Source organism: Mucilaginibacter psychrotolerans (genome assembly GCF_004519315.1).
GTDB classification, from domain to species: domain Bacteria; phylum Bacteroidota; class Bacteroidia; order Sphingobacteriales; family Sphingobacteriaceae; genus Mucilaginibacter; species Mucilaginibacter psychrotolerans.
Genome location: NZ_SOZE01000046.1, coordinates 1 through 20636, shown reverse-complemented (window position 1 = coordinate 20636; position 20636 = coordinate 1). Strand labels below are relative to the sequence as shown.

18 protein-coding genes are annotated in these 20636 nt (G+C 45.4%); 15 read left to right on the top strand and 3 right to left on the bottom strand.

Annotation, left to right across the window (positions count from 1 at the left end; translation table 11 throughout):
* The first annotated feature begins 30 nt into the window (after positions 1-30).
* The gene (locus tag E2R66_RS26030) at positions 31-627 is read left to right on the top strand and encodes a hypothetical protein (protein ID WP_133236434.1); all 597 of its coding nucleotides are present in this window, start codon (positions 31-33) and stop codon (positions 625-627) included.
* A gap of 11 nt (positions 628-638) precedes the next feature.
* On the opposite strand, the gene E2R66_RS26025 is transcribed toward E2R66_RS26030, so the two are convergent.
* Positions 639-974 carry a YnfA family protein gene (locus tag E2R66_RS26025; RefSeq protein WP_133236436.1) on the bottom strand — a complete coding sequence of 112 codons (336 nt, stop codon included), beginning with the start codon at positions 972-974 and terminating at the stop codon, positions 639-641.
* An 84-nt stretch (positions 975-1058) separates the two neighbouring features.
* Here E2R66_RS26025 and E2R66_RS26020 point away from each other — a divergent pair, with 84 nt between their 5' ends.
* From E2R66_RS26020 to E2R66_RS26000, 5 genes are all read left to right on the top strand, one after another.
* Entirely contained in the window at positions 1059-1940 is an 882-nt protein-coding gene (locus E2R66_RS26020; RefSeq protein WP_133236438.1) for an NAD kinase, read from the top strand.
* A gap of 9 nt (positions 1941-1949) precedes the next feature.
* On the top strand, positions 1950-2744 hold the full coding sequence (gene porG, locus E2R66_RS26015) for a type IX secretion system protein PorG (RefSeq protein ID WP_133236440.1): 795 nt from the start codon (positions 1950-1952) through the stop codon (positions 2742-2744).
* 222 nt (positions 2745-2966) lie between these two features.
* A complete protein-coding gene (locus E2R66_RS26010; protein ID WP_158288506.1) occupies positions 2967-3878 on the top strand; it encodes a glycosyltransferase family 2 protein in 912 nt (303 codons plus the stop codon).
* 54 nt (positions 3879-3932) lie between these two features.
* Positions 3933-5048: a UDP-galactopyranose mutase gene (gene glf, locus E2R66_RS26005; protein WP_133236444.1), complete on the top strand. Its 1116-nt coding sequence runs from the start codon at positions 3933-3935 to the stop codon at positions 5046-5048.
* A 417-nt stretch (positions 5049-5465) separates the two neighbouring features.
* Entirely contained in the window at positions 5466-5987 is a 522-nt protein-coding gene (locus tag E2R66_RS26000) for an ExbD/TolR family protein (protein ID WP_133236446.1), read from the top strand.
* Positions 5988-6352: 365 nt separating this feature from the next.
* Here the strand turns inward: E2R66_RS26000 and E2R66_RS25995 are convergent, their stop codons facing one another.
* Positions 6353-7297, bottom strand: coding sequence for an ankyrin repeat domain-containing protein (locus E2R66_RS25995; protein WP_133236448.1), 945 nt, complete (start codon positions 7295-7297; stop codon positions 6353-6355).
* A 298-nt stretch (positions 7298-7595) separates the two neighbouring features.
* Here E2R66_RS25995 and E2R66_RS25990 point away from each other — a divergent pair, with 298 nt between their 5' ends.
* Together E2R66_RS25990 and E2R66_RS25985 are read left to right on the top strand one after the other, a co-directional pair.
* Positions 7596-8891 carry an Ig-like domain-containing protein gene (locus E2R66_RS25990; RefSeq protein WP_133236450.1) on the top strand — a complete coding sequence of 432 codons (1296 nt, stop codon included), beginning with the start codon at positions 7596-7598 and terminating at the stop codon, positions 8889-8891.
* A gap of 209 nt (positions 8892-9100) precedes the next feature.
* Complete coding sequence (locus E2R66_RS25985) at positions 9101-9493, top strand: VOC family protein (RefSeq protein ID WP_133236452.1); 393 nt, start codon at positions 9101-9103, stop codon at positions 9491-9493.
* A 118-nt stretch (positions 9494-9611) separates the two neighbouring features.
* Here E2R66_RS25985 and E2R66_RS25980 read toward each other — a convergent pair whose 3' ends face one another.
* Complete coding sequence (locus tag E2R66_RS25980) at positions 9612-11024, bottom strand: S41 family peptidase (protein WP_133236454.1); 1413 nt, start codon at positions 11022-11024, stop codon at positions 9612-9614.
* Between the two features lie 378 nt (positions 11025-11402).
* Between E2R66_RS25980 and E2R66_RS25975 the strand changes: the two genes are divergently transcribed.
* The 7 genes from E2R66_RS25975 (at position 11403) to E2R66_RS25945 (ending at position 20272) form a co-directional block, all read left to right on the top strand.
* A complete protein-coding gene (locus tag E2R66_RS25975; RefSeq protein WP_133236456.1) occupies positions 11403-12143 on the top strand; it encodes an isoprenyl transferase in 741 nt (246 codons plus the stop codon).
* A 63-nt stretch (positions 12144-12206) separates the two neighbouring features.
* A complete protein-coding gene (bamA, locus tag E2R66_RS25970; protein WP_133236458.1) occupies positions 12207-14759 on the top strand; it encodes an outer membrane protein assembly factor BamA in 2553 nt (850 codons plus the stop codon).
* Between the two features lie 16 nt (positions 14760-14775).
* Positions 14776-15306 carry an OmpH family outer membrane protein gene (locus E2R66_RS25965; protein WP_133236460.1) on the top strand — a complete coding sequence of 177 codons (531 nt, stop codon included), beginning with the start codon at positions 14776-14778 and terminating at the stop codon, positions 15304-15306.
* A 57-nt stretch (positions 15307-15363) separates the two neighbouring features.
* Positions 15364-15876 carry an OmpH family outer membrane protein gene (locus tag E2R66_RS25960; protein WP_133236462.1) on the top strand — a complete coding sequence of 171 codons (513 nt, stop codon included), beginning with the start codon at positions 15364-15366 and terminating at the stop codon, positions 15874-15876.
* Between the two features lie 69 nt (positions 15877-15945).
* Positions 15946-16788 (top strand): glutamate racemase, encoded by an 843-nt coding sequence (murI, locus tag E2R66_RS25955; RefSeq protein WP_133236464.1) that lies wholly within the window; start codon positions 15946-15948, stop codon positions 16786-16788.
* A gap of 752 nt (positions 16789-17540) precedes the next feature.
* Complete coding sequence (locus E2R66_RS25950) at positions 17541-18611, top strand: complex I subunit 1/NuoH family protein (protein WP_133236466.1); 1071 nt, start codon at positions 17541-17543, stop codon at positions 18609-18611.
* Positions 18612-18715: 104 nt separating this feature from the next.
* On the top strand, positions 18716-20272 hold the full coding sequence (locus tag E2R66_RS25945) for a glycosyltransferase family 39 protein (protein ID WP_133236468.1): 1557 nt from the start codon (positions 18716-18718) through the stop codon (positions 20270-20272).
* Positions 20273-20636: the final 364 nt, after the last annotated feature.

Here is a 20636-nt window from a genome sequence, read left to right as displayed (position 1 = left end):
GATTAAATGATGTCGTTGATATTCAAGCAGATGAAATATATCACACTATCCGTTATCGCAATTGCTTTATTATTTAGTAATTGCCAAGGACAGGACAGCATCCCCGCGAAAAAACTCTATAATGCTCTGTTTAAATGGCACATAACTATCCCCGAGGGCTTCAGTAATATGAGTCCGCAGGATTATGCCCGTATGCAGCAAAAAGGAACAGCCGCTATCGAGGACACTTATAAAGACAAGGTGATAAACCAGTCAAAGCCAATCTTCGTGTTCAAGAGCGACCAGATGCATTATTTTGAATCGAACTATCAGCCGTTTGATGTCAAGACAGACGGCAGCCATTCGGCAAGTTGCAAAGCAGTGGGCGATGTGCTTTACAATACTTTCTCGAAACAGTTGGGCGATGTAAAAATGGATAGTGCTTACACATCAGAAATTGTGGATAAACTTAAATTCAGAGTGTTTAAACTGAACATTTATTTACCCAACGATAATATACTTACTACATACATGTTCAGCAGGCTGTTTGGTAATCAGGATTTTTCTGTGGTTATATTATTTGTAGACAGGAAAAGGGGAGAGGAATTGCTAAACGCATTCCGTACTTCTACATTCGACAAAAAATAACGAAATAACAACTACTTCCGCGGCGCGTAAATAATGATGCAAGCCCCTGCAATCGCCATGATGGCCCCAATGATGTCCCACTTATCGGGTTTAAAGCCATCTACTTTCCATGCCCATACCAGTGCCATGGCGATAAACACGCCACCGTACGCGGCGTACACCCGCCCAAAGTTGGCCGTTTGCCAGGTAGCTACCACGCCGTAAAGTGCCAGTACCAGGCCGCCCGTGATGCCGTACCAAAGCGGTTTGTCGCTTTTCAACCAAAGCCAAACAAGATAACCGCCGCCAATTTCGCAAAGGCCTGCAAGTATAAAAAGAGATAGGGATTTTAAAACGTTAAGTGCCATCTCCTAATATAACCAGGATTTAGGGATTTTGAGATTTACTGCCGCTTTTTGCTTTCAAAGTTCGATATTCGTGTTTTTTAGGAGATGAGAATAGCAGTTTACGGCCGTCAGTTTAACGATCCGCAGGTATTCCCGTACATACGGCAGGTATTTGATAGCCTTGTGCTGCACCAGGTAGAAGTGTACGTACACCACCAGTTCAATGCCCACCTGCAGGGTAATGTAGATACCTCGGCCTACAAAGTACTGCAACCCGGAGATACTATAAAAGACTTTATTGATACCTTTATCACCATAGGCGGCGACGGTACCCTGCTGGATATGGTAACCCTCATACGCGATAGTGGTGTGCCTGTTATCGGCATCAACTTTGGCCGCTTGGGCTTTTTGGCTAGTATCAACAAAAATGATATCGCCGCAGCCATGCATGCGGTGGTGAATAAAGAATATACGCTGGATAGCCGCGAAATGCTGGTGATAGATTCCGACGCGAAGTTGTTTGGCGAGGATAACTTTGCGCTCAATGATGTTACCATCCACAAACGCGACGACTCGGCCATGATTACCACGCATGTATCGCTCAACGATGAGTTCCTGAATTCCTATTGGGGCGATGGTATCATCATATCCACTTCCACGGGCTCAACGGCCTATTCGCTCAGCTGCGGGGGGCCTATTATTTTCCCGCAATCTAACTGTATTGCGCTTACGCCCGTTGCGCCCCATAATTTGAACGTAAGGCCGGTTATACTGCCCGATACCAGCAACCTGTCTTTCGAGGTGGAATGCAGGGGCACCAACTATATCGTATCCTGCGACAGCCGCACCATCGTTATCGATAAAACCATGAAATTCCGAGTGTATAAAGCAGCCTTCAAGCTAAATTTAATACGCCTGAGTAATGAAAGCTATTTACATACGTTAAGAACTAAATTGTTGTGGGGTTTAGATGCCCGTAACTACTAAACATAACGGATGCCTAAATTCCTCATTGCCCTGCTTTTATTGCTGATAAGCTATACTGCCCATTCCCAGGCCACTTGGGAACTTGGCGGCGCACTTGGTGGCGCAGGCTACACCGGCGATTTAAATGCCAGTCCGTTTAAACCCAGCGGCGGCTCGGTGGGGTTCTTCATCAAACACAATTTTAACGGCTACCTAAGTGCCAGGTTCAACTACCAGTATGGCAAAATTGCCGGGGCCGACAGCACCTCAAACAACACACAACAACGCCAGCGCAACCTGAGCTTTACCGACGGCTTAACAGAATTGAGCCTGATGGCCGAGTTCAACTTTATGAAGTATATACCCGATGCCGGCAAAAACAAATACACGCCTTACATTTATTTGGGCATAGGTACCACCTCGTTTAACCCGATGGCGGTTTACAAAGGCAGCGACGTGGAGTTGCGCGCCTTGCGCACCGAGGGCCAAACGGCAGAGTACGGAAAAAGCACCATCGTGATCCCCTATGGAGCCGGCTTCAAATACAACTTCAGCGGCAAATGGACGGTAGCCGCAGAGTTGGGCTACCGCTACACCCATACCGACTTTTTAGATGATGTAAGCGGCTACTATGCGCCGCATAACCAGCTGCCCCCGGGCCAGCTTTCCCTTGCCCTGGCAGATCGCAGCGGCGAACGCACGGGCACCTATGTCGGCAGTCCCGGCAGCCAGCGCGGCGACTTGCGCAGCAAGGACATCTACGCCTTCTTTGGTTTTACCCTTTCCTATACTTTCGTAACGGAGAAGTGTTATTACGAACAGTAGGTTAGGCGGAAACGGGCACAGAACTAACTGCCTTATTGTTTTAACACGCAGGATTTAAGCCCCGTTGCGATGTGAAAAGGCGACTGGAAACGTTAAACTTGATTTAAGTGTATGCCACACGCGCCGCTATTTGATAAAGCCCAAATAGTAAGTATATTTACTTGCTCATTTTTGCGCTTTTAGCTGATAAGTACAAAAAACAGGAAGTAAATGCTATTAACTATGAAGGTATCAGTTATCATACCCACCTACCAACGGCCTGGGTTTTTAAAAGAAACGGTGCTGTCGGTATGGAAACAAACTCTGCTACCTGATGAAATTATTATCGGGGACGACTCTAAAGACAACTTGACGGAAGAGATGGTTAAGCAAGAGCTGATCCCTAACAGCCCGGTTCCTATCCATTACTTTCATCACCAGCCTGCTTTAAGGGAAGTTGCCAACGTGGATTTTCAGTATGCGAAGGCTTCAGGCGATCTGGTACTCCATCTGCACGACGATGACCCCATCTATCCCGGCTGCCTGGAAGCTTTGAAAAAGCCCTTTGAGCAACACCCGGAAATAGTTGCCAGTTTTGGCCTGCAAAGACTGATTGACGAAGCCGGCGAAGTAATACCCAATTCAGAAAACGTTAACCTTAACTATTTCAGAACGCCGGAAAGGGTTGGTTTGGTAAACGGTATGTTTGCGGGCACGGTTTGTATGTTCCCCAATAATGGTTTTTTAGTAAAAAGGGCTTCGGTGCTTACTATTGGCTACTCGGATAAAGGCCGGGCCGGTAAAGCTACCGACTTTTATTTTGGTTTCAGGTTAGGACAGTTAGGTAAGCCTTTTTATTTTGTAAATGAGTATACAGCACTTTGCCGGATTGTGCACGATTCACAATCGCGCGGTGCCGGTGCCGATAACGATTATAAATCGGTAAAAATTATTTTAGAAGATTGTAAGGAAGAAGACCTTGGTGCCGAAGTGCAACAAATGTTAAAAGAGAAAATCCCCAGGGCAATTACTACAGCAGCCTTGCTAAAGGATAGAACTACGGCCTTTAAATGGCTCTTTTCAAAATATTACCGGTCGCGCTTGTTAACCCCGCGTGGGGTAAAAAGGATTTTACAGACAATCAATCCATTTTAAGCCAAGTGTGCTTCGATATTCCATGCCATCATTTAACCAAGTGCGTAACTGATTATGCCTGAAAAAAAGCAATACGATTATCTGGTAGTTGGCAGCGGGTTATTTGGCGCTGTGTTTGCCCACCAGGCAAAAATAGCAGGAAAAAAGTGCCTGGTGATTGATAAACGCAGCCACGCCGGCGGCAATGTTTATAACGAGGAGATAGCGGGCATAAACGTGCATGCCTATGGAGCACACATTTTTCATACCAATGACAAAACGATATGGGATTACGTGAATTCATTTGTAACGTTTAACCATTACGTAAACTCGCCCATAGCAATTTACGGGGAAGAGTTGTACAATCTGCCTTTTAACATGAACACCTTTTACCAGCTTTGGGGTATTAAAACCCCGGATGAGGCTAAAAAGAAAATTCAGGAACAAATAGCGCATTTAAATATTAAAGCACCGGCCAATTTAGAAGAGCAGGCATTACTGCTGGTGGGCACCGAAATTTATGAAAAGCTGATTAAGGGTTATACCGAAAAACAATGGGGCCGCCCGGCTACGGAGTTGCCGGCTTTTATTATAAAACGGCTACCGATACGCTTTACTTTTAACAACAACTATTTTTTCGACAAGTACCAGGGCATACCTATTGGAGGCTATAATAAGCTGATTGAAGGGCTCTTGGATGGAACTGAGGTTAGGCTGAATGTAAATTATTTTAATCAGCGCGATGAATGGGATGCGCTGGCTGATAAGCTGGTGTTTAGCGGCAACATCGATCAGTTTTATGATTACCGTTTTGGCCAGCTAGAATACCGCAGCCTGCGGTTTGAACATGAGGTTTACAATCAGGACAATTTTCAGGGCAATGCGGTGGTGAATCATCTCGATAAAGCAGTGCCTTACACCCGTACCATAGAACATAAACACTTTGAATTTGGCACACAGCCCCAAACCGTGGTAACCAAAGAATATCCGCAGGAATGGACACCGGAGAAAGAAGCGTACTACCCCATTAATGATGAGCGGAACAGCGCCCTGTTTAAGAAGTACGAGCAACTAAGCACCCAGGAAACCAATGTAATATTTGGTGGCCGCCTCGCCGAATATCGCTATTACGATATGCATCAAATTGTGGCATCCGCCTTAAAAAAAGCGGCTACAATATTTGCCGTATAATCAAGATTTAAAGTAAACACCATTAGCAGCTAACTGCCAGCAGCCGAACCCTGCTATAGTCGCACCCATACCTGCTTTGTAAACCAGGGATGCCGCTTTGTACTTAAACTTGTCAAAATACATTATCCCCTTCCCCGGCCCATATAGCGGCGACCGTAGCCGAAAAGCGTTGCAACGGGTCGCAGCTCCGGCCGTTTATTCTTCCTGTTTTTCCTGAGATAAACTATTGAAGCGGAAAGGCTATAGAGTATTTAAGCAATCAGCGGGCAAACCAATGGCCTGTTATTTCAGTGTATTAGATATTATATTTGTATATTTTTCAATAAAACAAAATATAATTTGTTTTATTGAAACTTTGCATTACTTTTATACGTTGAATTACACAAACCAATTGTTTAACCCTAAACGTATAAAGCCATGGCCGAACTAAACTCCGCTCCCGAAAAACAAGGCAAAAAGGTACGCAGCAACAAAAAAAACCTGCGTGTTGATCTCACCGCAATGGTAGATCTTGCCTTCCTGCTCATCACGTTTTTTATGCTCACCACTACGCTAACCAAACCCAGGGCAATGGATTTGAATATGCCTGTTGGCGATGAGCCAGGGCCGCAGGTAGCCTCGCGTACGCTTACCATATGCCTGGGCAAAAATAACCAGGCCATGTATTATTTAGGCTTGGCAGATAAACCACTATTGCCGGCCACCATAACCAACTACGGCAAAAGCGGCCTTCGGTACGCTATTATGGAGGTTCAGAAAAAGGTGCTGGCAGCCACCGGCAAGGGCTTAATGGTAATTATAAAACCGGCCGATAGTTCCGTTTACGAAAACCTGGTGAACACGCTGGATGAAATGACCATAACTGGTGTGCCGCAATTCGCCATCGCTGATATCGATGCTAAAGACATCAGCGTGCTGAAGGAGAAGCAGGCTTACTGATTATATAACCTAAACTTCATCAATAAATTAGTGTGTTTTACCCTCTTCCGCCTTGGCGGGGAGGGTTTTTTGCTGGTGGGGAGGGCAAAGACGTTGAGAATTATGCTACCAAAGCTGTAAAGAGCACCCGATCTTGGATAATTAGGCTGAGGCAGAAGTTAATCTATAAAATAGGATAATGAGTGAAGAAATACCAGATTGAAACTAAAACAACTGCTGTTAAGAAAAATATAATAACGACAAGTTTGTTAGGAGTCCAAAAAAAAAATTCGCATTGAATGTTTATCTATATTACTTCTATTTAAGCTCGCTCTATGTTAACGCAGCAGAAATTATTTTTATTGGATTTTCAGTAAAAATGAATCCTATTGGAGTAATTTGACAATGTTTTCATGATTTCCTTTTTTGGCCCAAAGGATAGGGCGAGCCCAGGAATCGGCTCCGGATAAATTACGATCAGCCCCCCGGTCCAATAACTTTTTTGCCATTTCTAATTTACCCCAGCGGGCCGCCCATCCAACAGGTGTCGAACAAAATTCAGTGTCTATTATATTCATATCGGCACCGTGGTTCAATAGGTAGTCCATCGCATCCGGCCGATCCTGTATGATCACCATATGAAGCGCAGTCATGCCAAGTCCGTTAACAGCATTTACAGAAAAGCCTTGTTCAATTACCAGATCAGCCAGTTCCCAGTTTGCCTCACTGTACCGTAAGGCATGCATTAGTGGCGTGAGCCAGCATGCCCAAGGCATGTGGCCGTTGATATCGGCTCCGGCCTTAAGCAAATATTTAACGATATCTATGCGATTATGATGAACAGCCTCATACAAACCAACAGTAGCCCACCCGGGATGTTTAACTAAAATCGCATCGATAATATTCCGGTCAACCTGGTAACCACAGGCTATCTGAAATTGATAATCTAATTGTTGTTCATCTGTCTTAGGTTGGGTAGGGGGTGGCTGGAATGCAGGAAGTTTTCCGGCGGCCCGGCTAAGTAAGTCGGCCAAATCTGCTCTGTTCCGGTCTTTGGCCTTTGCCAAGGGTGTTTCGTCGCCCAATTTTGTCCATCCCGGTGACAGGGGGTGCGCTCCGTATTCCAGCAGCATTTCCACCATATCAGCTTTTCCTCCTCTTACGGCGTAGTGAATGGGTTCGTAATAAGCAAACTGGGCTTGAATATTTGCTGGGTCTTGTTCAAGCATTTGTTGAACAGTTTCCAAGTCGCCTAAATAAGCTGCGCTTAAAAGGCGCCAGGTATCGTAGCCCCAAACGTTGGCGTCAAAGTACGGTGGTTCTGGTAACATCAGGATTTATGGTGTGTGAACCAAATTTACTTTTTTAGTATTGATTCTCATCGCCTATGTTATATTTTATTGGAGACGTTATCCTTTATATATAGCACAAGCCCTCCTTGCCCTTGCAGCGATGCATTTTTGTTGGAGGGGAATAGAAGTATTCGAAACCAACAGCCCAAACTATAATGCCTATCCGGGCTTTTGCAGTGGAAAAGACGCCATTTTGCAGCGCTTTATTGATGTTTTTTTGATGAAATAATTTAATTCCAGTGTAACCCATTTTAATTAATCTCGTCTAAAAACTAATATGAAATACATTTACCTAATTGCCTTCACTTTTTGTTTCCCTTTACTCATTCAAGCGCAGCCAAAAAAAATCAAAGTGGTCTATACCGATGATATTGACCGATTTTGGAAAGCCTATGATAGTGTCGCGACTACAAGTGATACGACAAAACAAGTAGAATTTATTCAACAGCTTTACGTGGACAAAGGCACGCCTGGTTTGAAAGCTTTTATGAAAGCGCGCGACTACGATGCGAAGCTGTGGGTTACGCTGATTCATAAATATCCCAAATTTTGGAAAAGCATCAGGAGTAATACCCTAACAATCAAAAATCAGGTACCCGCCATTACCAGGAGTATAAACAACTTTAGGAAACTGTACCCCGAAATGCGCCCGGCTAAAATGTATTTTACCATTGGCGGCCTGCGTTCGGGCGGTACCACCACAAATGATATGGTGCTTGTGGGTGCAGAAATTGCGACAGCAAACGAAAATACCGATGCTTCGGAATTGGGCGATTGGTTAATGAACGTATTCAAAAATCAACAGGCTTCAAATCTTGTTGCCCTTAATATCCATGAATATGTGCATACACAGCAAAAAGCTGGTGAAGGCCGGTTGTTGCTTGCGCAAACAATAACGGAAGGCGCAGCGGACTTTGTTGCAGAACTGGTTACGCACCAAAAAAACAATAACGCTTATATGATTTACGGCCGTGCGCATGAGCAGGAACTCAAAGACAAATTTCTGATTGAAATGTTTAGCACCGCAACGGGTAACTGGTTGTATAATGGCTCCAGAAGCCTACATGCAGATTTGGGTTATTTTATGGGCTATGTTATCTGCGAAGCGTACTACAAGCGCCAAGCAGATAAAAAAGAGGCGATTAAAAAAATCATCGAATTAGATTATGCCAATGAACAGCAGGTGACAGATTTTCTGAGGGAGTCTGGATATTATACTGAGCCGATTGACAAGGATGTACTGTTAAAAAAGTTTGAAAAGCTGCAACCGCTGGTAGTTAGCTTTACTCCGGACCTTAATGGGAAAGACGACGTTTCTCCTGCGCTGACTGAACTCACCATCAATTTCTCTGAACCAATGGGCCAAGGTTACTCTTTCAATTTTGGCGAAAGCGGTAAAGAGCACTTTCCTCTTTCAGGTGTTGCCGGATTCATGGAAGACCGCAAATCGTTCAAGTTAAAATTGAGCTTAAAGCCCGGGCAAACTTATGATTTCGTAATTACTGACAGGTCGTTTCAATCTAAGGCAGGTTATCCGCTGCTACCATATAAAGTGCATTTTAAAGTAAAGTAGTTTATTGGGTAGGAAGCCTTTTTATCTACCATTGTAGCCAATGATTGCCGGGCGGAGGCAGGTTATTTTGGTCGCTTAGACGCAAGCAGCCTTTACGACAGGCAAACGCCTTCAGCCTCGCGCGTGGTAGTGCTTCATAGGTTAAGTGTTGCAAAAGTTACAGCACTTACCGCAAGAATTAACTATTTTGTGGGTTAACACACTGGGATATGACACAATCAATCATCCACATCGCCCTTTTAGTGGAAGACTATAACGAAGCGATTGACTTTTACGTAAACAAGCTAAATTTTATTGTCGTGGAAGATACGGTGCTCTCAGCAGCCAAACGATGGGTTTTGATTCAACCTCCCGGCGCCAAGGGGTGTTGTTTGTTGCTTGCTAAAGCGGCTAACGACCAACAGTTGGCCACGGTTGGGAACCAGAGTGGCGGCAGGGTTTTCCAGTTTTTAGAGACAGATGATTTTTATCGCGATTATAACCGGATGATAGCCAATGGTATCACTTTTGTACGTGAGCCGGTAGTGGAAAGTTATGGTACTGTTGCTGTTTTCAAAGATCTTTATGGCAACTTATGGGATTTGATCCAACGGTTAAGATAATGGCGAGTTATTGATGGGGGACTAGCAACACTTTATTTTTTAGCAACAAACCCTGTCAAAATCAGCTCAAACCTTCCTTGCCGCAACAACGAGTGTTTGAGCTAATCGGGGGGATGCCTTACCTGTTTTTCAGAAATTCTATCGCTTCATCCACAGAGGTGTTGGGTTCATCAGTAATTTTATACTTCGGAAAAACGGGGTGCGTGTCTTTAACATCGCCATTGGCCCTGATGAATTGCTTGGTTGATGTAGAAAAGGTAAAACCCGTATTTGGGAGCGTCAGAAAAATCAATTCACCATAATCGTTGGCCGGTTCGCCCGAGGGTTGGCCTGCCAATGTTGCCAGCTGATAATCCTGTATGGTGTTGGCCAGCATGTTCGCGCTGGAGAAGGTTCGTGGCCCAATCAGTACAAAAACTTGGCCCTTGTATCGTAAGGGATTGCTTTCCGGAGCTGTTGTCTGGATGCTGGTATCGGCCAGTACACTGCCATCGGCAGCATTAAAATAATAGGGCATCTCTTCGGCACCTTTACCGGCCAGCTTTTTATTGAGCTGGTCTTTATATTCGCGGCTTACTTTCCACCGCACGCCACCTGCCATACGGAAAGGCTTATCGGTAATATAACCCAGTAATACTTGCGCCAAAGTCGAGTTGCCGCCGCCATTCCTGCGCAAATCAATAATTAGCTTACCAGCAGGTGCCTGCTGCAGGTTTTGAAAACACGAGTCGAGGAAATTTTTGAATACTGCCGGTTCGGCCTTGAGCGAATTGATAGCAAGATAGGCCGTTTGCTGGTCCAGGTGCTTAAATGCATAATCGGGGTAATGCGTGGCACCGGGAAATGTTTTTGCTCTTTCTTTCATATGCGCCCGAAACTCTGCCCAGTTAATTGCCGTTAGCATTACGCTACCCGGCTTTCCATTTCTTAGGTAGGTGATATGATAGGGGCCGGTGATATTATATAGGTAAAGGTAAGTGATCAAATTACGGCACACATCAATCGACCGGAATGTTTTTAATCCGCCGGTGTAGCCACTCAGTAGATCAACCAGTTTTGAGGCATTTATACTGTTAATGCCGGTGATCTCATCTCCAGGCAAAAGTTTATCCTCGGTAGACAGGTCGCCACGCACCACCAGGTGCTCTCTGTTGAATTCCTGAACAAGCACCGGGAACAACAGGCGACCGCCTGTTTTAAGCTGGCTTACTACACTATCCGGGTAATTAAAGGTGCTGTGCCCTTCATTTAATGCCCCAACAAGCCTTGCCATAAGGGGCCAGGCCTGCCTTTCGGTCATCCCATCGTGCAAAGCACTCCTAACACTGTCTGCCAGGCGCCGGTATCGCTGCTTGCTGATGCTATGATACATGTTAGGATGTACCCGCTCAACGGTAGTGGTCAGGTACGATACGTCGTCGCTGAGTTGCTTTTTCGAAAAATGTCGTTCTACAATAGTTGTATCGGCTGATGCAAAAAGCTGAAATGCCGGCAGCACCAGGGCAAATGTTAATAGTATAGGTAACCTCATATGCTTTTAGAGTCCTAAAAAAGCAAAAACGTTACGGGCAAAAGCAAATTTTATGCATTATGCTATGTATATGGCACAGTGGGTGACCATTAGGGATAATTGATCAGGCTGTTTCCTCTCTATTGTCCTGAACGCAGGTTGGGAGGGGGGGGCAGTTGGGAATTTGCCCCAAAAATCAAACCCCCTCATCTCCAACATCTCCCCAACGTTACCCGCATATTTCTTTTTCCTACCATACTAAAATAATACAAAGTAAGTTTTACCTTTGTCACCTTAAAAAAGAAGCGTATTTACAGTTGGCTTTGCTTAAAATAGTTTGTTTTTAAGTATAGCCATGTATTTAACGGCCTTTATTTGGCTGTTAAAACCTCCCGAAAAATGAGTTACAAGGATCAGATAGATTTGCAGAGATTGCCCCGCCACGTAGCAGTTATTATGGATGGTAACGGTCGCTGGGCCAAAGGCAAAGGCAAGTTGAGGGTGTTTGGCCATCATAATGGTGTATTATCGGTACGCGATGTGGTAGAAGGTGCAGGCATCCTGGGGATAGAATACCTCACCCTTTATACCTTTAGTGCCGAAAACTGGAGCCGCCCCACCTTCGAGGTAAACGCTATTATGGAATTGCTTATCAGCACCATCAACAAAGAGATAAACAAGTTGATGGAAAACAACGTTCGCCTTAATGCCATTGGCGATTTGGAGCAGCTGCCCGCTAAATGCCACCGCGAACTTAAGAACGCCATAGATAGAACATCGGGTAACACCGGGTTGGTGCTAACGCTGGCATTGAGCTACAGCAGCCGCCGCGAGATTGTAAACGCGGCCAAAGCCCTTGCTTTAAAGGTACGAAGCGGCGAGTTGAAACCCGAGGATATTGATGAGAACACGTTTGAGGATAATTTATATACAGGCGGTATGCCCAACCCCGAGCTACTGATACGCACGAGCGGCGAGTACCGTATTAGCAACTACCTGCTGTGGCAAATTGCCTACGCCGAACTTTACTTCACCACAAAATTATGGCCCGATTTCAGGCGCGAAGACTTGTATGAAGCTATACTTGATTACCAGAAGCGCGAGCGCCGTTTTGGGATGACAAGCGAGCAGGTAAACTAAATTTTTCCTTTTAACACTTTTTAACAACTGTATAAATTATTTTTAGCCCACTAAAATATTCGGATGAATAAAGTTTTTTTTGCTATACTTTTCTCTTTGCTAAGCACCGCCGTTATCGCCCAGATACCCGGCCAAAGGCGGTCAACGCTTACCAAAACTATCCCGGCCGACAGCTTGAGCTATCTTAGTCCCAAAGACTATATCATCGGCGGCATCACCATTAGTGGGGCTAAATATCTTGATAAAGATGTATTGCTGCAGATATCCAAGCTCAACAAGGGCGATAAGATAAACTTGCCCGGCGAGGCCAACGCCAACGTGATCAAAGACCTTTACAAACAAGGCCTCTTTGATGATATCCACCTGAATGTTACCGGCATCAACATGGATACAATTTACCTGGAAATTGCCGTGGTAGAGCGCCCGCGTTTATCAAGGCTGCACATCACCGGCATACGTAAAGGCGAAATTGAAGACGTTACCAAAAAGCTGAGTGATAAAACAGGCAAGATTGTAAACGAGAACCTGCTGAGCACCACTACGGCTATCATCAAAAGGCACTTTCATGAAAAAGGGTACCTGAACACAACGGTTAACATCACCCAAACAAAAGACCCCGGCGACCCCAACAGCGTAATACTGAATGTGGCCGTGGATAAAAAGACCAAGGTGATGATCAACGACGTAACCTTTGAAGGGAATAAGGATTTTTCGCAGAAAAAACTGCGTGGATACCTGAGTAAAACCCGCAAACGCCGTTGGTACAACCTGTTCGGATCAAAAAAATTCAAGCAGGATAAATACGACGAAGACAAACAGAACCTTGTAGATAAAATGCAGGGTGCCGGCTACCGTGATGCAGAGGTACTTACCGATAGCGTTTTGCACCACGACGATAAAACCGTCGACGTGAAAGTTAAGATATTCGAAGGCCATAAGTATTACTTTGGCGATATCAAATTCAGCGGTAACGCACGTTACCCTGCCGAGATCCTTACCCGCGTTATGTCAATTGAAAAAGGCGCGGTTTTCAGCGAGGAAGAATTAGGTAAACGTTTAAGCGGCCCAACACCAAATAACGATGATGTATCATCTTTATATCTTAACGATGGTTACCTTACCTTCAATGCCGATCCGGTTCAAACTCGTATCCATAACGACACAGTAGATTTGGATATCCGTATTTACGAAGGCCCGCAGTACACCATTAACCGTGTGATACTAAAAGGAAACGATGTTACCAACGATAAAGTGGTAATGCGCGAGATACGTACCAAACCGGGACAGAAATTCAATAAAGAACTATTGATACGCAGTGCACGCGAAATTGGCCAGTTGGGTAACTTCGACGAGCAAAAGACTGAGCCAAGACCAACCAACATTAACCCGGCTGAGGGTACTGTGGATTTGGTTTACAACGTGGTTGAAAAACCATCAGATCAAATTGAGCTTTCGGGCGGTTTCGGTGGTGGCCAGCTGGTAGGTACACTGGGCTTAACTTTCAACAACTTCTCTCTGCGTAACTTATTCAATGGTAAAGCATACCGGCCATTGCCAAAAGGCGACGGGCAGAAACTGAGCTTAAGGGGCCAAAGCAGCGGCCGTAGTTACCAAAACTTCTCCTTTACCTTTAGCGAGCCGTGGCTGGGTGGTAAAAAACCTATTTACTTTGCTGTATCGGCTTACACTCAGGGAAGTTCTACAGGACAATATTATGCGAAAACAAGCCCTAATTACAACAATCTGCGCATAAATGGTGTGGGTATTACCCTGGGTAAACGTTTAAACTGGCCTGATAACTACTTCCAGTTGAACTACTCGTTAAACTTTGACCACTATAACCTGGATAATTACTCTGGTTACCTGTTCAACAACGGTACTTCGTACAACATCAAATTAACGCAGGAACTTAGCCGCAACTCGGTAGATGTGCCGCTATATCCTACGTCAGGCTCCAACATTAAGCTAACCTTACAAGGCACGCCACCATACTCGTTGTTCAATAGTATCAACTACAACATTGCTACGTCCGAGGAAAGGTACCACTTTGTTGAGTACTTCAAGGTAAAATTTGATGCGCAGTGGTTCACCAAATTAACCGGTAAGCTGGTATTGATGAGCCAGGTAAGATTTGGTTACCTTGGCCAGTATAATAGCAAGGTAGGCCCATCGCCTTTCGAACGCTTTAAATTAGGCGGCGATGGTATGCAGAGCTACCAGTTTTTACAGGGTACGGATATCATTGGTATGAGGGGTTACGAAAATTATTCTGTAGTGCCGGCGGGTTCCAGCTTAGATGCCAATAGCAACCAGGGTAATGCTATTTACAACAAATACACTTTTGAGTTAAGGCACCCGGTAATTGCCAGCCAGTCGGCAACCATATATATGCTGGCCTTTGTAGAGGGTGGTAACGTGTGGGATAATATAAGTCAGGTAAATCCGTTTAACGTTCGTCGGTCGGCAGGCGTGGGTGCAAGGATATTTTTACCTATATTTGGCTTGCTTGGGCTTGATTATGGTTACGGTTTCGATGCGTTGCCCGGCCAGCCTACGGCAAACAAAGGGCATATACACTTTACCATATCGCAAAGCTTAAGCGGTGGATTTAATTAAACGTGCAGCATAGTTTATGAAGAAGATAATTTTAGTACTCTTTTTTACCGTTACGGCTTGCACAGCAGCCATGGCGCAGCGGTTTGCTTATGTAGATTCGGATAATATTCTGAAACACATACCCGAGTATGCATCTGCCCAGAAGCAGTTGGCAGCTTTGTCTGACCAATGGCAGCGCGAGGTGGACGGTCGTTTCCAGGAGATAGACCGTCTGTACAAGGCCTACCAGGCCGATCAGGTGCTGATGACCCCGGACATGCGCAAACGCCGCGAAGCGGAAATTGTGGAAAAAGAGAAAGCAGCAAAAGATTTCCAACGCCAGAAATTTGGTCCCGATGGCGACCTTGCGCAAAAAAGCACCGCGCTGATTAAACCTATACAAGATAGAGTGTCAAAAGCAGTGCAAGCAGTTGCCGAGGCCGATAATCTGGATATGATATTCGACAAAAACAGCGAGGTGATTATGTTGTATGCCAGCCCACGCTATGACAAAAGTAACGATGTGATTACCAAGCTTGGGCTTAAACCCGGAGTGCTTGCGAAATAAAAATTTTATATAAATTTGCGAACTATTTATTAAACACCAGAACAGAACAAAAAAACAATGAAAAAATTATTTAAAGTTGCTTTAGTTGCAGCAGGAATGTTATTTGCAGGCAACTTTGCCCAGGCTCAAACCAAGATAGCCCACATTAATTTTGAGCAATTGGTAGGTTTAATGCCAGAAACTAAGACGCTTTCTACCCAAATCGATCTATACAAAAAAACATTTGTTGATCAACTTACTGCCATGAACACCGAGTTGCAAACAAAGCTTAAAGATTACCAGGATAAAAAAGCAACAATGTCTGATGCTGTTCGTATTCAAAAAGAAACTGAATTGCAGGATCTGCAGAAACGTTTCCAGGATTACCAAACCACCGCTCAGCAACAGGTAGAAGCAAAAGGAAACGAGTTAACCAAACCATTGGTTGATAAAGCACGTGCCGCCATTGCAACCGTAGCAAAAGAAAAAGGTTACACTTACGTGTTAAATTCATCGCAAACCGACCTTATTGTAGCGCCGGATGCTGATGATTTAATGGCAACTGTTAAACTGAAATTGGGCTTGAAATAAGCGTAACAAAGATTATTAATCCTAAAAAGCGCCCCAACTACGGGGCGCTTTTTTTAGTTTTGGCAATATATGACAACCGGCACACCAATAGGCGTTTTTGATTCTGGCATAGGCGGGCTAACCGTTTTCCGCTCCATTATAGCCCAATTACCCGCCTACGATTATATTTACCTGGGCGATAATGGCCGCGCGCCCTATGGCAACCGTTCGTTTAAAACGATACATCAATACACCTGGGAATGCGTGCAATGGATGTTTAAACAAGGCTGCCCGGTCGTAATTCTGGCCTGCAATACAGCATCTGCTAAAGCCCTGCGTACTATACAGCAGCAGGATCTGCCGAAAGCTTATGCCGACAAACGCGTGCTGGGTGTTATACGCCCAACGGCAGAAGTTATTGGCAATTACACCAACACCAACGAGATTGGGGTACTGGGCACCAAGGGCACGATACAAAGTGGATCGTACCTATTAGAGATTGAGCACTTTGCCCCGCAGCTAAAGGTTCATCAGCAGGCTGCACCGCTTTGGGTGCCGCTGATAGAAAACGGCGAATACGATAAACCCGGTGCTGATTATTATGTACAGTTGTATCTCGACCAATTGATGGCCCAATCGCCCAATATCGATACCATTTTACTGGCCTGCACGCACTACCCGCTATTGGCCGAAAAGATCAAGGCTCATTTACCGGCAGGTGTAAACGTTGTAGCGCAAGGCGATATCGTAGCTACCAGTTTGGTTGATTACCTTGGCCGCCACCCCGAAATTGAACAACGCATCACCCAAACCGGCAGCCGTAAATTCTATACCACGATAGATGATACTGCTGATTTTGATCATCACGCTTCGCAATTCTTCAACGACGCCGTAAAGAGCGAGTTTGTGGATGTAAGGGAAGGGTGTGAATAGATATGCAGGTGTGCAGATTTCAAATGTGCGGATTTCGCCACAATCCTCCTTGCGAGCGATAGCGTGGCAACCCTCGGGTAGCATCGCCGCTTTGCAAGTCCGCTTTACTCGCTATCCAACCGTCGGTTAAAACCGACGGCAATGAATGTGGATGAACGATGCACTTTCATTGCACCCCATTTATGGGACGGAACAGGTGCATCGCCGCTTTGCAAGTCCGCTTTACTCGCTATCCAACCGTCGGTTAAAACCGACGGCAATGAATGTGGATGAACGATGCACTTTCATTGCACCCCATTTATGGGACGGAACAGGTGCATCGCCGCTTTGCAAGTCCGCTTTACTCGCTATCCAACCGTCGGTTAAAACCGACGGCAATGAATGTGGATAAACGATGCACTTTCATTGCACCCCATTTATGGGACGGAACAGGTGCATCGCCGCTTTGCAAGTCCGCTTTACTCGCTATCCAACCGTCGGTTAAAACCGACGGCAATGAGGGTGGATGAACGATGCACATTCATTGCCGCCCCATTTATGGGACGGAACAGGTAGCAGAGCCGATTTACATTCTGTTTATGCCTGCAGATGATTGCTTCGCTTATAATGGCCTGATTATAGGATTTCTTGAATCAAGGGAATCGGTTAATCCTATAAATCAAGGTTCAGACATTGGAATTGGTGTAATCAATAATCGTAAATCGGTGAAATCATAAAACCATTTATTAAGTTTGCAAGCTCATAGCACACATTTGAATTTTTACCTCACATATTTTATCGTTGCCTTTGGCTTGTTTGCTTTTGTAGGGCTGTTTACCATGATTGGCGTTTACGCCGAGCGTAAGGTAAGCGCCTTTATACAAAACCGGCTTGGCCCGACAGAAACAGGCAAATACGGCTGGTTGCAGGTACCTGCCGATATGCTGAAGATGGTGCAGAAGGAGTTTATCATTCCCGCAGCGGCCGATAAGGTGCTCTTCATCATGGCTCCGGTGATCATTTTTATAGGCGTTTACCTTGGCTTCGCTGCCCTGCCCTGGAGCGCGGGTGTTATCCCGGCAGATATCAACATCGGGCTGTACTACGTTTTTGCCATTATTTCTATAGAAACCCTCGGCATATTGATGGCCGGCTGGGGTTCCAACAACAAATATTCTATATTGGGTGCCATGCGTTCGGCAGCGCAGATCATCTCTTACGAGATACCCGCCGGCTTTGCACTGATTGCCGTAGTAATGATAGCCCAAACCCTCAGTCTGCAGGAGATTGCTATGCAACAGGGTATATTGGCAGCTGAGAAGATAAAATTCTTAGGTATTTGGGATGTAAGCCATGTGGGGGGGATTTTATCGTGGAATGTATTCCGCGCGCCTCATTTGCTGGTAGCGTTCGTGATCTATTTTATTGCCTCGCTGGCAGAAAGCAACCGCGCACCTTTCGATATCCCCGAGGCAGATTCTGAACTGGTATCGGGTTTCCATACAGAGTTTACCGGCTTACAGTTCGCGCTGGTGTTTTTGGCCGAGTATAGCATGATGTACCTGGTATCTATGGTAGGGGTAATCCTGTTCCTGGGTGCCTGGAACACGCCGCTGCCCAATATGGGCTGGCTAAGGCTGGCCGATTGGACCACGGGCACCGCATGGGGCATCATTTGGATACTATTGAAAACAATAGGCCTGGTTGGTGTACAGATGTGGATACGCTGGACACTGCCCCGCATACGCGTTGATCAGTTGATGAACCTCTGCTGGAAGATATTAACCCCGCTGGCTTTTGCCTGTATGCTGATATCGGGCGTATGGCGGCTGTGGGTAATGTAAGTGATGAATGAGTGGTGATTTAGTGATTTCGGATTTCGATTGTCGCGACCTTTTGTACTTTCAGCTTTTTAAAATATCTTTAACGCAACCAATCCCCCCGTTTAATGTCCTATAAAAATCGGAGAGGCAGTTACTCTAAGTTTATATTCATTTTTGTTGCGATAAAAATTGCGCTCAATCTCTTGTCGATCAGTCGTTTTGGCTTCCATCGCGATGAGTTCCTGCACCTGGTTTTAGCCGACCACCTGGATTGGGGCTATAAAGAAGTACCACCATTTATCGCCCTGCTTGCGCGTATCAGCCTATCCTTATTCGGCGATTCGGTGTTTGCAGCGCGTATATTCCCTACCATAGCCGGTGGCTTGATCATATGGCTCACCGGCCGCATTACCGTAGAACTGGGGGGTCGCAGATTTGCCATTACACTGGCTTGCCTGGGGCTTATTTTTGCGCCGGCTTTTGTAGCCAGCAACTATCTGTTCCAGCCCGTGGTGTTCGATCAGTTATGGTGGGTACTTACCGTTTGGCTGTTCTGTAAATACCTTAATACGGCAGATGTGCGGTACCTGTACTGGCTTGGCGCAGCAGTTGGCCTGGGTATGCTCACCAAATATAGCATGGCTTTCTTTACGGGTTCGCTCATCATCGGCATACTCATCAGTAACGAGCGCAAGTTGCTTTTCAACCGCCACGTGGTTATTTCGGCCCTTATTGCCGTGCTGATATTCCTGCCCAACATTATCTGGCAGTTTGCGCACCATTTACCCGTTATAACCCATATGAAAGAGCTGCGCGAAACTCAGCTCGATTACGTAAAGCCGTCGGATTTTATGCTGCAACAATTGTTGGTAAATGGCGTATCGCTGTTTATTTGGCTTACCGGTTTTTTCTTTTTGCTGTTTGCCTTCAAGCTCAGGCGTTTCCGGTATCTGGCCATTGCCTATATACTTATATTCCTGTTTTTGCTGTATATGGATGGCAAAAGCTATTACATCTTTGGCGCGTACCCCATGTTATTTGCGGCGGGTGGTTTTGCCCTGGAAAAGATGATCACGCGATCGTGGGTGGTTTTGCGTATTGCAACGATATTGCTTTTTATAGTGCCCAACCTGCTATTACTGCCCTTGTTTTTGCCTGTATTATCTTTAGATAAAACACTAGCCGCATTTAGGTATTCTGCAGAGCACCTGCCTTTCTTAAAATTTGCCGTAACCTGGGAGGACCAAAAACAACACCCCCTTACGCAAGACTATGCCGATATGCTGGGCTGGGAAGAAATGGCTAAAAAAGCGGCAGATGCATACCATAGTCTTACGCCCGAACAGCAAAAGCACGCCCAGATATATGCCGATAACTACGGCGAAGCCGGTGCCCTACACCACTTCCACAAAAAATACAACATGCCCGATGTGGTGAGCCTCAACAGCAGCTTTACCCTTTGGGCCCCCGACAGCCTGAACGCCAAATACATTGTTTATGTAGACGATGATGATAACGTAACCGCCCGCCTGGCCCCGCTTTTAGAAAGCTACAAGCAAATGGGGGAGGTAACTACGCCGCTGGCCCGCGAAAAAGGCACCAGGATATACCTTTTGGTAAACCCATCGCCAAAGCTGAATGAGGTTTATAGCACCGAACTGGCGAAAAAAAGATTGCAATGATAGATGTGCGGATGTGCAGATTTCAGATGTGCAGATGAAAATATTCCCCAACGTCATTATAAGCGATAGCGTGGCAACCATCGGCAAGCAGAGCCGGTTGCACAGCGGCTTTGCAAGACGTGAATATATGATGCGGTACTGAAACAAGTTCATGACGATAGTTTTGATGTGTAGATATGCAAATTTCAGATGTGCAGACGAAACCAAATCTCAAAAATTCTGTTAATTCTCAAATTCTGTAAGTAATGATGTAATAAAAGCATAGTACAGCATGTGCGGACATCTGCGTAAGCAGCGCCGAAATTTTAATTTAGAGTGATAACTGGAACGTTTCACTATTTAAAAAACTGTACTATGCTAAAGA

Excerpts from the sequence above, each read along its gene's own strand:
- E2R66_RS26030 (WP_133236434.1), top strand. The coding sequence starts at position 31 with ATGAAATATATCACACTATCCGTTATCGCAATTGCTTTATTATTTAGT.
- E2R66_RS26025 (WP_133236436.1), bottom strand. The coding sequence starts at position 974 with ATGGCACTTAACGTTTTAAAATCCCTATCTCTTTTTATACTTGCAGGC.
- E2R66_RS26020 (WP_133236438.1), top strand. The coding sequence starts at position 1,059 with ATGAGAATAGCAGTTTACGGCCGTCAGTTTAACGATCCGCAGGTATTC.
- porG (WP_133236440.1), top strand. The coding sequence starts at position 1,950 with ATGCCTAAATTCCTCATTGCCCTGCTTTTATTGCTGATAAGCTATACT.
- E2R66_RS26010 (WP_158288506.1), top strand. The coding sequence starts at position 2,967 with ATGAAGGTATCAGTTATCATACCCACCTACCAACGGCCTGGGTTTTTA.
- glf (WP_133236444.1), top strand. The coding sequence starts at position 3,933 with ATGCCTGAAAAAAAGCAATACGATTATCTGGTAGTTGGCAGCGGGTTA.
- E2R66_RS26000 (WP_133236446.1), top strand. The coding sequence starts at position 5,466 with ATGGCCGAACTAAACTCCGCTCCCGAAAAACAAGGCAAAAAGGTACGC.
- E2R66_RS25995 (WP_133236448.1), bottom strand. The coding sequence starts at position 7,297 with ATGTTACCAGAACCACCGTACTTTGACGCCAACGTTTGGGGCTACGAT.
- E2R66_RS25990 (WP_133236450.1), top strand. The coding sequence starts at position 7,596 with ATGAAATACATTTACCTAATTGCCTTCACTTTTTGTTTCCCTTTACTC.
- E2R66_RS25985 (WP_133236452.1), top strand. The coding sequence starts at position 9,101 with ATGACACAATCAATCATCCACATCGCCCTTTTAGTGGAAGACTATAAC.
- E2R66_RS25980 (WP_133236454.1), bottom strand. The coding sequence starts at position 11,024 with ATGAGGTTACCTATACTATTAACATTTGCCCTGGTGCTGCCGGCATTT.
- E2R66_RS25975 (WP_133236456.1), top strand. The coding sequence starts at position 11,403 with ATGAGTTACAAGGATCAGATAGATTTGCAGAGATTGCCCCGCCACGTA.
- bamA (WP_133236458.1), top strand. The coding sequence starts at position 12,207 with ATGAATAAAGTTTTTTTTGCTATACTTTTCTCTTTGCTAAGCACCGCC.
- E2R66_RS25965 (WP_133236460.1), top strand. The coding sequence starts at position 14,776 with ATGAAGAAGATAATTTTAGTACTCTTTTTTACCGTTACGGCTTGCACA.
- E2R66_RS25960 (WP_133236462.1), top strand. The coding sequence starts at position 15,364 with ATGAAAAAATTATTTAAAGTTGCTTTAGTTGCAGCAGGAATGTTATTT.
- murI (WP_133236464.1), top strand. The coding sequence starts at position 15,946 with ATGACAACCGGCACACCAATAGGCGTTTTTGATTCTGGCATAGGCGGG.
- E2R66_RS25945 (WP_133236468.1), top strand. The coding sequence starts at position 18,716 with ATGTCCTATAAAAATCGGAGAGGCAGTTACTCTAAGTTTATATTCATT.